Source organism: Nocardia colli (assembly GCF_008704205.1).
Lineage (GTDB): Bacteria > Actinomycetota > Actinomycetes > Mycobacteriales > Mycobacteriaceae > Nocardia > Nocardia colli.
The window spans coordinates 1-13,634 of sequence record NZ_VXLC01000011.1; the positions used below are offsets into that span (position 1 = coordinate 1).

Annotated in this window: 13 protein-coding genes and 1 tRNA gene; 9 read left to right on the forward strand and 5 right to left on the reverse strand. The window is 66.8% G+C overall.

Annotated elements, in window-relative coordinates:
- The 5 genes from F3087_RS22515 to F3087_RS22535 all read left to right on the forward strand — a co-directional run.
- On the forward strand, positions 1-331 hold a 331-nt coding region (locus F3087_RS22515), incomplete at its 5' end, for an amidohydrolase family protein (protein ID WP_150404020.1).
- Positions 328-1,059, forward strand: a complete 732-nt coding sequence (locus tag F3087_RS22520; RefSeq protein WP_150404021.1) for an iron-sulfur cluster assembly protein — start codon at positions 328-330, stop codon at positions 1,057-1,059. The genes F3087_RS22515 and F3087_RS22520, both read left to right, overlap by 4 nt.
- Positions 1,056-2,081: an NAD(P)-dependent alcohol dehydrogenase gene (locus F3087_RS22525; protein ID WP_150404022.1), complete on the forward strand. Its 1,026-nt coding sequence runs from the start codon at positions 1,056-1,058 to the stop codon at positions 2,079-2,081. Before F3087_RS22520 ends, F3087_RS22525 begins: the two co-directional genes overlap by 4 nt.
- A 44-nt stretch (positions 2,082-2,125) precedes the next feature.
- Positions 2,126-3,775, forward strand: coding sequence for a chaperonin GroEL (groL, locus tag F3087_RS22530; RefSeq protein ID WP_150404023.1), 1,650 nt, complete (start codon positions 2,126-2,128; stop codon positions 3,773-3,775).
- Positions 3,776-3,868: 93 nt separating this feature from the next.
- Positions 3,869-4,192, forward strand: coding sequence for a putative quinol monooxygenase (locus tag F3087_RS22535; RefSeq protein ID WP_150404024.1), 324 nt, complete (start codon positions 3,869-3,871; stop codon positions 4,190-4,192).
- Between the two features lie 3 nt (positions 4,193-4,195).
- Here the strand turns inward: F3087_RS22535 and F3087_RS22540 are convergent, their stop codons facing one another.
- Positions 4,196-7,390 carry an AfsR/SARP family transcriptional regulator gene (locus F3087_RS22540; protein ID WP_150404025.1) on the reverse strand — a complete coding sequence of 1,065 codons (3,195 nt, stop codon included), beginning with the start codon at positions 7,388-7,390 and terminating at the stop codon, positions 4,196-4,198.
- An 88-nt stretch (positions 7,391-7,478) separates the two neighbouring features.
- Between F3087_RS22540 and F3087_RS22545 the strand changes: the two genes are divergently transcribed.
- On the forward strand, positions 7,479-8,354 hold the full coding sequence (locus F3087_RS22545) for an alpha/beta fold hydrolase (protein WP_150404026.1): 876 nt from the start codon (positions 7,479-7,481) through the stop codon (positions 8,352-8,354).
- Between the two features lie 61 nt (positions 8,355-8,415).
- Here F3087_RS22545 and F3087_RS22550 read toward each other — a convergent pair whose 3' ends face one another.
- Positions 8,416-8,985, reverse strand: a complete 570-nt coding sequence (locus F3087_RS22550; protein ID WP_223885268.1) for a TetR/AcrR family transcriptional regulator — start codon at positions 8,983-8,985, stop codon at positions 8,416-8,418.
- A gap of 60 nt (positions 8,986-9,045) precedes the next feature.
- Complete coding sequence (locus tag F3087_RS22555; RefSeq protein ID WP_150404028.1) at positions 9,046-9,939, reverse strand: SDR family oxidoreductase; 894 nt, start codon at positions 9,937-9,939, stop codon at positions 9,046-9,048.
- A gap of 232 nt (positions 9,940-10,171) precedes the next feature.
- On the opposite strand from F3087_RS22555, the gene F3087_RS22560 reads away from it, so the two are divergent.
- The 3 genes from F3087_RS22560 to F3087_RS22570 all read left to right on the forward strand — a co-directional run bounded on the left by F3087_RS22560 (position 10,172) and on the right by F3087_RS22570 (position 12,345).
- Positions 10,172-10,537: a darcynin family protein gene (locus F3087_RS22560; protein ID WP_150404029.1), complete on the forward strand. Its 366-nt coding sequence runs from the start codon at positions 10,172-10,174 to the stop codon at positions 10,535-10,537.
- A 289-nt stretch (positions 10,538-10,826) separates the two neighbouring features.
- Positions 10,827-11,069, forward strand: coding sequence for a helix-turn-helix domain-containing protein (locus F3087_RS22565; protein WP_150404030.1), 243 nt, complete (start codon positions 10,827-10,829; stop codon positions 11,067-11,069).
- A 4-nt stretch (positions 11,070-11,073) separates the two neighbouring features.
- On the forward strand, positions 11,074-12,345 hold the full coding sequence (locus F3087_RS22570) for a type II toxin-antitoxin system HipA family toxin (protein WP_150404031.1): 1,272 nt from the start codon (positions 11,074-11,076) through the stop codon (positions 12,343-12,345).
- A gap of 159 nt (positions 12,346-12,504) precedes the next feature.
- Here the strand turns inward: F3087_RS22570 and F3087_RS22575 are convergent.
- A tRNA-Arg gene (locus tag F3087_RS22575) sits at positions 12,505-12,577 on the reverse strand.
- A 73-nt stretch (positions 12,578-12,650) separates the two neighbouring features.
- Complete coding sequence (locus tag F3087_RS22580) at positions 12,651-13,574, reverse strand: class I SAM-dependent methyltransferase (RefSeq protein ID WP_150404032.1); 924 nt, start codon at positions 13,572-13,574, stop codon at positions 12,651-12,653.
- Positions 13,575-13,634: the final 60 nt, after the last annotated feature.

Sequence of the window (13,634 nt, forward strand, 5' to 3'; positions counted from 1 at the left end):
CAACGTGTACGGCGGCCTGGCCGTCGCGATGCCGTTCATCCACACCCGCCCACGGTATTTCGCGCAGGTCATCGGCGAACTCCTGTACTGGCTCGACGAGAACCGGCTGACCTTCGCCAGTGACTACGCGATCTGGAAGCCCGCCTGGCTGATCGAGAAGTTCGTCGACTTCCAGATCCCCGAGGACCTCCAGCCGGAGTACGGCACGATCAGCACGGAGGCGAAGAAGAAGATCCTCGGCCTGAATCTGGCCCGGCTGTACGGATTCGAGGTGCCAGGCGAGGTGCAGCCGTCGCACGACGGTCAGCCCGCCGATCGGGTGCCGGCATGACCACCGTCGCGCAGACGAAGACCGTTGCCGAGCGGGTGTGGGCCGCACTCGACACGGTGCGGGACCCGGAGCTGGACGAACCGGTCACCACCTTGCGGTTCGTCACCGAGGTGCGGGTGCTGGACGGGCGGGAAGTCGTGATCCGGCTGCGGTTGCCCGCCTACTTCTGCGCGCCGAACTTCGCGTATCTGATGGTCGCGGACGCCCATGACGCGGTCGCGGCGCTGCCGGAGGTCGATGCCGTCACGGTGCTGCTGGAGGACCATTTCGCCGCAGAGCAGATCAACGCCGGTGTGGCGGACGGCGCCGGGTTCACCGGCAGCTTCCCCGGCGAGGCGACGCGTGAACTCGACGAGCTGCGAAAGACGTTCCAGCGCAAGGCCTATATCGCCGCGCTGGAACGCGTCGTGCGCAAGCTGTCGGCGGCGGACCGAATGACCGACGCGCCATTGGAACTGACGCTCGGCGATGTGCCCGACGGGCGCGAGCGGACCTCGCTGTTACGTCGGCGCGCGGCCATCGGACTCGGAAACGATCCCGGCGCAATGCTTCTCGTAGACGAGCACGGCGCCGCGTTGCAGTCCGGCGACCTGGCGATCCGGCTGCGCTATGCCCGTGCGGTGCGGGTCAGCATCGAGGGCAACGCGCACTTCTGCCGTGGCCTGCTCGCCACCCGTTACGGCGAAACCTCCAGCACCACAACGTATGAGAACGGAGCAGGGCGATGAAGGCCGTGCAACTGGCCGCCTACGACTCGAAGCCGGAACTGGTCGAGGTCGCGGACCCGGTGATCGAGTCGCCCCTGGACGTGATCGTGAAGATCGGCGGGGCCGGCGTCTGCCGCACCGATCTGCACATCATCGAGGGGCAGTGGGAGCAGAAGAGCGGCGTCACGCTCCCGTACACGATCGGGCACGAGAACGCGGGCTGGATCGAAGCGGTCGGGCCCGCGGTGACCGGGTTGCGACCCGGCGATCCGGTGATCCTGCACCCGCTGATGACCTGCGGTCTCTGCCGCGCCTGCCGGGCCGGCGACGATGTCCATTGCGCCAGTTCGCAATTCCCGGGCATCGACACCAACGGTGGTTACGCCGAGTACCTGCGCACGAACGCCCGCGCGGTCGTGAAACTGGATTCGGCACTGGTGCCCGCCGATGTCGCGGCGCTCGCCGACGCCGGACTCACGGCCTACCACGCGGTTGCCAAGGCCGCTCGGGCATTGCGTCCCGGCGACAAGGCGGTGTTGATCGGTGCGGGCGGCTTGGGGCACATCGGCATTCAGGTGTTCGCGGCGTTGTCGTCCGCGGAAATGATCGTGGTGGACCGGTCCCCGGCTGCCCTGGCCTTGGCGCAGGAGATCGGCGCACACCACACGGTGCAGGCCGACGGAAACGAGGCCGCTGCCGTGCTCGAGCTCACCGGCGGCAACGGCGCCGAAGCGGTGATCGATTTCGTCGGCGAGGGTGGGGCGATCGAGGCCGGCGTCGCGATGCTGCGCCGGGCGGGCAACTACTACGTCATCGGCTACGGCGGCGTGCTCTCGGTCCCGACCATCGACATCATCTCGACCGAGATCAACTTCATCGGCAACCTCGTCGGCTCTTACAACGACCTGGTCGAGCTGATGGTGCTCGCCGCGCAGAACCGGGTGCGGCTGCACACGACGCGGTACGCGCTGGACGACTTCGCTGCCGCGCTGCGCGATCTGGACGCGGGCCGGGTCCGCGGCCGGGCGATTCTCGTTCCGTGACACGGCATTTCGACAACTGAACTTCGACCAAAGGTGTGTGCGATATGGCCAAGGAACTGCGCTTCGGCGCGAACGCCCGCGGGCTGCTCGAACAAGGTGTGAACGCCGTCGCGGACGCGGTGAAGGTGACGCTCGGGCCGAAGGGCCGCAACGCGGTGCTGGAGAAGCTCACCGGCGCGCCGACCATCACCAACGACGGCGTGACCATCGCCAAGGAGATCCAGCTGCGCGATCCATTCGCCAATATGGGCGCGCAGCTGGTCAAAGAGGTGGCGACCAAGACCAACGGGGTGGCCGGCGACGGCACCACCACCGCGACCGTGCTGGCCCAGGCGATGGTGCGCGAAGGCCTGCGCGCCGTGGCCGAGGGCGCGAATCCGATCCAGCTCAAGCGGGGTATCGAGCACGCGACGGCAGCGGTCGTCGAGCTGCTGCGCGAGCGCAGTCGCAGCATCACCGAGGAGGCGGAGCTGCGGCACGTGGCGATGCTCTCGGCGAACAACGACAGCGAGATCGGCGACGTCATCGCGGCGGCGCTGGCCCGGGTCGGTGTGAATGGTGTTGTGAGCGTGGAGGAGTCGCCGCGGCTCGGTCTCGGGCTCGGGTACATCGACGGACTCGAATTCGACCACGGTTACCTCTCGCCGTACTTCGTGACCGACAAGGACCGGATGGAGGCGGTCCTGGACAACGCGTACGTGCTGCTGACGAACCAGAAGATCTCCACGGTTCAGACGCTGATGCCGGTGCTCGAGCAGGTGCAACGCGCCGGGCGGCCGCTGGTGATCCTCTGCGAGAACATGGACGGCCCGGCATTGAGCATGCTGGTGACCAACAATGTGCACGACACGTTCCGCTCGGTGGTCGTGCGCGCACCCGGCTTCGGACATCGGCGGGTCGCCGAATTGGAGGATCTCGCAACGGTTCTCGGCGGCACCGTGGTGAGTGCCGACTCCGGTGTCGCGCTGGAGAACATCCGGGTCGAGCACCTCGGCCAGGCGCGGAAGGTGACCGTCACCGAACGCTCGACCACGCTGGTCGACGGGGCGGGCGCGCCCGACGACGCCAAGGCGCGCATCGCTCAGCTCGAGCGTGAACTCGAACGGGCCGAGAACGAGCACGATCAGGACAACCTGAAGCTGCGCATCGCCCGGCTGTCCGGGTCGGTCGCCGTCGTGCACGTCGGCGCGGCCACCGATGTCGAGCTGAAGGAGAAGCTGCACCGGGTGGAGGACTCGCTGTCGGCGACGCGGGCGGCGATGGAGGAGGGGGTGGTCGCCGGCGGCGGCACCGCGCTGCTCCAGGCCCAACCGGCGCTGGACCTGCTCGAACTCACCGGCGATGCCGCCGAAGGGCGGGAGATCGTGCGGCGTGCGGTCGAGGAACCGTTGCGCTGGATCGCGATCAATGCCGGTTACGACGGGGACGAGGCCGTGGCGACCGTGTCGAAGCTGCCCGTCGGGCACGGATTCAACGCGATGACCGACGCCTACGTCGACATGTTCGACGCGGGGGTGATCGATCCGCTCAAGGTCACGCATTCGGCCCTGCGCAGTGCCGCGTCGATTGCCGCGCTGCTGCTGACCACCGAGACGCTGATCGTCGAGGAGATCATGGTCAACCCAGGCGCGATCATCGCGCCCGGATTCGGTGACCTGGCCGAGGGGCTCGTTCGGCCCTCCAACATCTACTGATCGTCCGACAATGGGGTGTTCGTCACGATCGCCGCCCGGCCGACCGCAGTGGGTCGGGCTGTGTCGCGGCAGCCCGACTACCGCAGGAGCGTCATGATCTTCATCGTCGTCAAGTTCAAGACCAAGCCGGAGTGGACGGACCGGTGGCTCGAGCTCGTCGGGCCGTTCACGGCGCTGACTCGTGCCGAGGCGGGGAATCTGTGGTTCGAGTGGTCCCGCAGCGTCGATGACCCGGCCGAATTCGTTCTGGTGGAGGCGTTTTTCGATCAGGCGGCCGGCGAGGCGCACGTGAACAGCGCCCATTTCAAGGCCGCGGTAGCCGAATTGCCGCAGGCGCTCGCGTCGACGCCGAAGATCATCAGCCGGACCATCGACGGGACCGATTGGTCGGCGATGGGGGAAATGACCGTGGAGTGACCGCTATTCGGGCGACTTCGCGCGCCGGGTGAGGGTGAGTGCTTGCCGTCGGTGCTCGTCGGCTTGCGGCTTGCCGAGTGCGGTGGCGAGTTCGGCGAGGTAGTGGGCGACCGGTTCCAAGGTGATCAGGCCGCTGCCTGCTCCGGCGAGTTCGGTTGCGGCGGGGAGTAATCGGTCGTAGCAGTGGCGCATGGCCGGTTCGTCGCCGAGGGTGAGGGCGGCGCGGGCGTGCAGGCACGTGCGTAGTTCGAGCAGGAGGTCGCGGGGGGAGTCGGGGACGGCTTTCAGTGCTGCGGCTGCTTCGTCGCGAAGTCCGTTGGCGGAGAGGATGATCGGGCGGACCCACGGTTCGTAAGGGCCCCATGCAGCGGTTGGGTCGTCGGGCGGCATGCCGTGCTGGAGTCGCAGGCAGAGCAGGGCGAGAGGGAGGAGACCCTGCTCGACGCCGGGCATTCCGCTGCCGGTGAGCAGCTTGGCGGCGGCGCGGTAGGCCGTCTCGGCTTTGGACTGATTGCCGGTGAGCGCGATGCGTAGGGCGGCATACCAGTGGGTGAAGACGCCGACCATCGGTAGTTCGTAGTCGGCCGCGAGGTGGTCCGCGGCCCCTGCATGGGCGTCGGCTGATTTGAGATTTGCTGTTGCGCATGCTGTTTGAATGCCGATGAGGTGGCCGAGGACCTCGAAGGTGGGCAGTCGATGCTGTCGGCCGAGTGCGATGAGTTCGTCGCCGATGCGGGCGCGTTCCGGGCTCAGGCCGGTGCGGTGGAAGGTGTGAATGAAGCGGCCGTTGAGGGCGAAGGCCAGGAGGGCGGGATCGTCGAGTTCGCGGGCGATCGTTTCCGCTTCCGCGGCGGCATGGAGTCCGCGATCGTCTGCGGCGCCGCGCAGTTCGAGGGCGATTGTTGTGCATAACCTGGCGCGCAGCTCGCGGTGTTCGGCGGGGAGGGCGGCGAGGGTGCGTTCGGCGGCGGTGACGATGTGGGCCGCAAGGTCGGGATCGTCGTTGGTGGTCCAGATGGCGGGGATGTCGAAGGAGCTGATCACGCGTGCGGCGCGGACCGGATCGGCCCATTGTTCGGCCTGCGTGACGGCCAGTTCGCGGTAGGTGCGGGCCTCGGCGAGATCGCCGGTGACCGCCGATGTTCGGGCGAGGCCGGTGATCGCGTCGAGTCGTGCGGACGGGTCCGGTTCGGGCATTCGGTCGAAGGCGTCGAGTGCTGCGCGCCATTGCCTGGCAGCCTCGCCGAGTGCGAATCCGTGTTCGGCCTCGAGTGCCGCGGCGCTGGCGTATCGGGCGGCGCTCGGTGCGGTCGCGCGGCTTTGTGCACGGATGAAGTGGTGGGCCAAGACGGAAACATCTGTGGTGCTGATCTTTTCGAGCAGACGGCCGATCTCGCCATGCCACTGTGCTCGGCGTGGTCCGCTGATGTCGCGGTAGACAGTGTCGCGAACCAAGGCGTGGGTGAAGCGCAGCGAACCATCGGACTGTTCGGTGAACAGACCTGCTGCCAAGGCGATTTCGAGGCTGTCGAGCGCGCCGGTGTTGCCCGCCAGGTCGATGAGGATCTCGCGGTCGACGTCTTCGCCGAGTACGGAAGCCTGCTGGACCAGGGTTTGCGCGGACTGCGGCAGGATGGTCAGGCGATGCCGGATGACCTCGCGGACGCCCGGCGGGACGGCGTCGAATGCGTCGGGTCCTTCGTCGCGGAGCAGACGGGCCAGCTCGCGAACGAAGAAGGGATTTCCATTGCTGCGCCGGTGAATTCGGGAGCCGTCACGTTCGGCGATATCCGGTCCGGCGATCTCGCGTACCAAGGTGGTGGTGTCGTCCTCGGACAGGCCGCTCAGATACACGCGAACGGGTTCGAAGGGTGCCATCTTGCCCAGAGTGGTGGTGAGTTCGGTGCTGATCTCGGTGCTGCGGTACGTCGCCAATACGAGTACCGGGCCTGGTATACCCCCGGTGACCAGGGCGGAGAGCAGGTCGAGGGTTTCCGCACCGGCATTGTGGATGTCGTCGAAGACCAGCAGAATCGGCGTGCGTCGCGATACCGACGCCAGGTAGTCGGCCGCTGCGCGATGAAACAGAAAGCGCGCCTCGGCCGGATCTGTGGTCGCGACCTGGTCCGGCCAGGTGCTCGCCGCATGATCCGCTGCGGTCAGGGTGGCGAGAATCCTCGTCCACGCCCAGCCGGGCGGGACACCTAGATCCGCTGGGCTCTCGCCGCGCGCGGTGAGCCACCCATTGCCGGTCAATGCAGACGAAACCTGTTCGGTGAGTGTGCTTTTGCCAGCACCGGCCTCACCGGCGAGTAATGCCAATCGCACGCGTCCGTGTCGGGCGGCATCGTCGGCGGCGTGTTGGATCGCCGTGAACTCCAGCCGACGCCCGACGAAACCCCTTCCAGGCGAGGAAGTTCGGGCGTTCGGCAGCAGACGTGGTGCTTGGGCCAGGATGTCGGCCTCGGCCCGCTGGAGTTCCGGTCCAGGGTCTGCGCCTAGTTCGGTGCGCAAGAGGTGACGGATACGGCGCAGCGCGGCCAGGGCGTCGCTCTGCCTGCCGGATCGGTAGAGCGCGACCGCGAGCAACTCCCACGCGTGTTCGCGCAAAGAATGCTCGGCGAGCAGGGAATTCAACGCGGGCACAGCTTCCGCGGGTCGTGCCAGTTCGATCAGTGCGGCAGCGCGGTGTTCGGCGGCGAGCAAGCGCAGCCCGTCGAGCCGGTCGACTTCGGCACGCGCCCAACCTTGTTCGGCGAATTCCGCGTATGGCGGACCTTGCCACAGCGCCATTGCCGCGTCGGCGGTCGACAGTGCCCGGTCGAAGTTTTCCATCGTGAGCAGTTCGGCGGCCCGGACGACGGCGGCTTCGAACTGGTCCGCGTCCACCGCGTCCGGCTCGGTGCGCAGCGCGTATCCGGGTGTGACCGTCACCAGCACCTCGGCCGGCGTGCGCGGCGCGCGGTCGGGTTCGAGCGCCCGCCGCAGATCCGCGACGAACGTTTGAATCGCCCCCACCGCACCCTGCGGCGGCCGTTCCCACAGGTCATCGATCAGCTGATCCACCGAGACCATCCGCCCCCGCGCGACCAGCAATCGCGCCAGCACCGCGCGATGCTTCGGCCCTTTCAACGGCAGTGGCCGGCCGCCGCGTTCGGCGCCGATCGGCCCGAGCACGCCGAAACGAAGATGCGTCACGACGCCGTACTCAGTCGCTGCTGACCAGTTGCTGAGTGCGGGCGAAAAGACTGTCTGGCGTCACCAGCGAACACCGGAAGGACACCTCATGACACCGAAGATTACCGGATTCGACTACCAGCGGATCGCGGTCGCCGACCAGGTCGAACTCAATGTCGCGGTGGGCGGCGCGGGCAGTCCCGTCGTGCTGCTGCACGGCTTCCCGCAGACCCATCTGATGTGGCGGCACGTCGCCGCAGACCTGGCCGCCGACCACACCGTCATCTGCCCTGACCTGCGCGGTTACGGCGACAGCGACAAGCCCGCCGAGACCGGGAGCACCTACTCGAAGCGCACCATGGCCGCCGACGTCGTCGCGGTCGCCAAGGCTCTCGGCCACGAGCGATTCGCGCTGGCCGGCCACGACCGCGGTGCCCTCGTCGCCATCCGCGCCGGCCTCGACCACCCAGACACCGTCACCCACCTGGCCTCCCTCGACGTCCTGCCCACCCTCGACATGTGGGACGTCATGCACGGCGTCACCGCCGCCGTCGGCTTCCACCTCTACCTGATGGCCCAACCCCCCGGCCTGCCCGAACAAATGATCGCCGCCACCCCCGACGCCTTCTTCGGCCACTTCCTCGACATCTGGACCCGCGACCCCGCCGCCATCCCACCCGAATTCCGCGCCGCCTACCTGCGCGCCAGCGCCGCCGCCGTCCCCAGCATCGTCGCCGACTACCGCGCCTCCGCCGGCCTCGACCTCGACCACGACCGAACCGACCGCGCCGCAGGCAACCACCTCCGCATGCCCGTCTCGGTCCTCCAACAGGATTGGGGCGCAGCGCTCGGCTTCGACGCCGAATCTCTTTGGCGCGCTTGGGCTCCCGACCTGAAGCACACCACGGTCAGCTGCGGCCATTTCATGGCCGAGGAATCCCCGGCCACCGTCACCGAGGCGCTGCGCGAGCTGCTGAACCGCTGATGCGGCTAGCGCTGATGCGCAGTCCCGTTCTGCCGGAAATCGGCGAACTCGGGGCTTCGGGTCAGGCCCAGGCGGCGGCGAGGCGTTGGGCGTGGCCGCGGAGGGCGCGCAGTGGTGGGGGAGCGTTTCCGGTGATGACGATGAGGACGACCGGGCCGCATAGTTCGGCGACGGCGAGTTGGTCGTCGGGGAGGCCGGGGAAGTGCGGGCGGATGTGGTCCAGCACGGTGCGGGCCGGTTCGGCGAGCAGGTCGGCTTCGGCGACGAGCTTGCTCACCTCGGTGTCGTGCTGGGCTTCGCCGAGCAGGGCCCGGTAGGCCGCGCCGGCCGCCGAGGTGGTCAGGAATTGGGTGAGGGCGACCAGGAAGTCGGTGATCATCCGGACCGGGTCCGTGTGCACGGGGACGGTCAGTTCGCCGCGTGCGTCGTCGGCGCACGACTCGATCAGGATGTGCGCCTTGGTCGGCCACCACCGATAGACGGTCTGCCGGCCGACACCGGCGTGTTCGGCGATGCCCTTCATGGTCATCGCCGAATAGCCGATCTCGACCAGCAGATCGTCGACCGCGTGCAGGACGGCGAGCCGAGCGGTCTCGCTGCGCGGACGCCCCGGGGTGGCAGGTTTCCTCACGCCGCCAGCATATGGGGTCATCGTGCACCGTTTATCCGACGCGGCCGAGCCCCCGCGCGGTCATTGCCGGTACGCACCGTTCTCGATGTCCTCGATCAGGGTCGGCCCGGTCGGCACCCACGGGACGGTCGCGCGGGTGAGCTCGCTCGACGCCGTCATGGACAGCCCGAAGAAGTGGCCGACGATGCCGAAGTGCGCGTCCGCGTCCTGCGGATCGATCGAGGTCACCGGGAGTTCGAGCGAACGGCCGAGCGCTTCCGCGATCGCGCGCGTGGTGATGGACTCCTCGGCGGCCGCGTGCAAACGCGTTCCGGCAGGGGCGCTTTCGATTCCGAGCCGGATCAGCCGGGCGGCGTCGGAGCGGTGCGCCGCCGACCAGGTCGTGGACCCGTCGCCGATGTAGCCCGAGACGCCCTGCTTGCGTGCGGCGGCGGCGAGGAACGTGACGAAACCCCAGTCGCCTTCCCCGTGTATGGACGGGGCGAACCGGATGATCATGGATCGCACGCCGCGCTCGACGTAATCGAGCGCGAGGTTCTCGCTGCCGCCCCGATCGGAGTCCGGGCCGACCGCCGGCGAGGGATCCGTCTCCAGCACGGACCGGCCTTCTACCAGTCCCGACAGCCCATTCGCGACCATCAGCGGCCGGTCCGTGCCGACCAGCGCCTCGGCCATCGCCTCGACCGCGGCCCGCTCGGCGCGGTCTGACTCCGCGGGGTTACCCCAGTCGTGCTTGTTCGCCAGATGCACGACGGCGTCCGCCTCGGACGCACCACGGCGCAGCGAGTCGAGCTCATCGAGGTCGCCGCGCAGAACGATCGCCCCTTTCTTCTCCAGCAGTTCGGCAGCGGCGTCCGACCGTGCCAACCCGACCACCTCGTGACCTGCGTCCAGCAGCTCATCGACGGTTGCGGAGCCGATCCAGCCGCTGGCTCCGGTGACAAATGCACGCATCAGCGTGACCTCCTCGAGTACGAGACGACCCGCTCTAGTTTCGAGTCATCGTGTACCGAAAAGATAGCAGAACAAAGACACGCTGTCTCGAAATATTTTCCGCACTACCTGCGACGTACGCCACGGTGCAGGCGCTACCTCTCGGGCTGGTCTTGACTACGAGCTCTCATATCGAGACACTGTGATCTATAACTATTGCAACCGATGACCCACTTGAGGAGCACGAAACACCATGAGCGACAACACCTTCGAACCCGGCCTGACCGCCTTCATCCTGGTCCGAACCACCCCCGAGTGGCTCGCCCTCACCATCCCCCGCCGATTCGAGGTCTTCACCAAGGAAATCCTCGACCCGGTCCGAGCCAAGGTCGCCAACGTCCGATCCCGCTTCTTCGACACCGAGTTCTACTCAGCCCGCGTAACCGACGTCTGGGTCTGGGAAGCCATCGACCACCAGTCCTTCCAACTGGTAATCGAAGCCCTCCGTGAAACCCCCTTCTGGGACCGCTACTTCGAGGTAGTCGACATCCTCGTAGGCATCGAAAACGCCTACGCCACCAACTACGGCCGAGAAGCCGTAGCCACAATCAACGCCTGATTCCCTGCCCAATCGGGTGGCGGATCCCCTTTTGCCGCCACCACGTAGCTCCCGGCAACTGCCGATACTGTCGACCGCGTTGGTCGGCGAGAGCGGGTCGGCAACTCAGTGCTTGCAAGGTCATCGCCGGCTCTCCCCTGCTGGGGATTCCGGCAGCCTAAGCGTGAGTGCTGGTCAGCAAGCAGTGCGAGTGCCGATAGGTGGTGATCCATATATCGATCTCCAGGCACTCGCTTGCCACGTGATCGATATATGAATCTTTTAGGCTGACACGTGTTATGATCGATATATGGATCACGCTAGGGCTGTCACCCCGGCCGAGTTCGGCCAAGCAGTGCGCCGTGCTCGGGAGCAGCGAGGCCTGCACCAGGCAGATCTTGCCGAGCGGCTCGGCGTCACGAGGATGACTGTCTCGCGGCTGGAAAGGGGAGGCGCGGTCAATATGGAGACCGCCATTCGCGCGCTATCCGAGTGCGGCTACGAAACCGTTGTAGTGCCGAAGTTCAGCCGGGTCACCGTCGAGGGGCGGTAACTCGATGGGCCGCAACAAGGTCCCCGGTTTGGATGTGTGGTTGTACGGACATCACGTCGCCCACCTCACTGAGCCCAGCACCTACCGATACAAGCTCGAGTTCACTGACGAAGCGCTGGACGTTTTTGGTCAGGGAGCCCGGGTGCTATCGCTTGCACTGCCTTTCGATACCAAGGCGGTCACTGATGCAAAGGGGGTGGGCAGTCGACCTGTGGCCGCCTTCCTGGAAGGACTCCTTCCCGAGGGGAATCTCCGCCGCCATCTCGCCGCGAGTCTCGGGGTTACCTCCATCGACAAGCTGGAGCTACTGCGAGCGGTAGGTGCTGAATGCGCGGGTGCGGTGCAGTTCGTCCCGGAAGGTGAAGTGCCGTCTATGGGGGCGATCAGGGAGCTCGCCGATGACGAAGTCAACCGGCTCGTTGCTGATCTCCCCACCTACCACCTCCCCGAAGGGGCCGTTCCGCAGGCGTCGCTTGCGGGAATTCAGGACAAGGTGCTGTTGGTCGCGCGACCGGACGGATCCTGGGGATGGCCCGAAGGCGGCGCGGTGTCGTCACACATCATCAAACCTGAGCCGTTGGCTGGCGCGACCGTGCCGCATCTCATTCAGGCCGAACATTGGGCGATGTCTGTAGCCGGTGCCGCGGGCCTTAGTGCCGCACAGACTACTGTCGAATCGTTCGACGGACGTAGCGCTCTCGTCGTCGCCCGCTATGACCGCACCCCGGACGGGGACAGACTGCACCAGGAGGATTTCTGTCAGTCGCTCGGTCTGGACCCCGGCGCAAAATATGAAAGTACAACCGAGTCCGAACAGCTCGGATCCAGGCTGCGCCGCCTCGCGTCCGTGGCCGCCGACCGTGCGATGGATCCTCAGGCGTTCCGCGTCGACCTACTGTCGGTGGTGACCTTCAATGTCATCATCGGCAACGGTGACGCGCATTCGAAGAACTATTCACTCCTGCTCGGCCGTCGCGGCGAGGTGTCACTGGCACCGATGTACGATTCCGCGCCGGTCAGGTACCTGGATCCTAGATTCAAAGGCACAGGCCACATCATCAACGGGCGCACCAGCATCGACTCGATCGACGAATCGGACCTTGTGGCCGAAGCCCGTTCGTGGGGGCTGGCGCCGCGAATCGCGCAAGGCACGGTGCGCTCTGTCATGGCGAACGTTTGGGACGCTGCGCACTCGGTCGCCCTCCCGCCCGGTATCGAGTCGGTCTCGGACAGGCTCGAAGCGCTCTGGGCTCGGCGCCAGTGGACCGTGCCATGACTCCGCACTATCGCGCAATCCGCTGGGAATTCGTTCCTCATGGCAGCGTCCTCCGTTTGGAGCAGGCGTGCTGTACCTCAACAGCTTTCGCATTGAGGCATGGCAATACGTAGCGACGCGCAAAATTGGCCTGACCTGAAAAGTTCGTTCCCGGCTTTGTGCCCTCGGCAGGATTCGAACCTGCGACACCCGCTTTAGGAGAGCGGTGCTCTATCCCCTGAGCTACGAGGGCTGGCCCGGTGGTGGGACCGGGACGTTGGGGAGTCTACCGGGTCGGGGGGCTGGGGCCGAAACGGATTCGGGGGTCAGGGTTTCTTGGTGCCTACGGCGATGATGTAGTCGGCCCAGGGGCCCCAGAGGGTGAGGCCGGGGCGGCTGAAGGCGAGGCGGAGGGCGGGGTTGACGCGACGCATGTCGTGGTCGCGGAGGCGTTTGCTGAGGTAGGTGGCGAGGGGTGCGTAGACCTCGTGGCGGATGGAGTAGGTGATGACGTCGCTGAAGCCGGCGTCGGTGAGCGCCTGGCGGTAGTGGTGGATGTCGAAGAAGTCGCGTTCGTGCAGGGTGCCGGGGAGGCGGCGGACGCCGGGGCGGTCGGACAGGTTGACGAGGGCCTTCGAGGCGCGGTTGGTGCGGGGCACGATGTCGGCGGTGACGAGCTTGCCGCCGGGCTGCAAGACGCGGTGTGCCTCGGCGAAAAATTTTGTGTACGAGGGGAAATGGAAGGCGGACTCGAGGGCGGTCACCTTGGTGCACGATTCGTTGTCGCGCGGTAGGTCGATCGCGGAGCCGTACACGTAGCTGATCCGGTGGTCGAGGCCGAGTTCGGCGGCGCGCCGGCTGGCGATCTCGATCTGTTCGACGGCGATGTTCACGCCGACGATCTGCTTCGGCTTGAACTCCTCGGCCCAGAGGAAGTCCTGGTCGCCGTAGCCGAAGCCGACGTCGAGCTGGATGTCGTCGGAGCCGAGGCTCGCCTCGCGGGCGACCAGCCGGGCCAGGTCCTTGCTCGCCTCGTCGAGGGTGGCCGGATTGTCGCGCCAGTAGCCGAGATTGATGAACAGCGAGTCCTCGCCGAACAGGTTCTGCGGGCCGACTACGTCGTAGACCCGGCCGACCCGCTGGCTCGACGGCAGGAACGGCACCTTCGACCACTCGTAACATTCCCTGGCCCAGCGGCGCGATCGCGTGCCGAAATCCTCGACCGGAATACCGGCTGTGGTCAGCGTCATGAGCCCTCCCAGCATGTGCTCCCGACCGGTTGCCGCCAGCCAATCCGAATTCGAGATGCT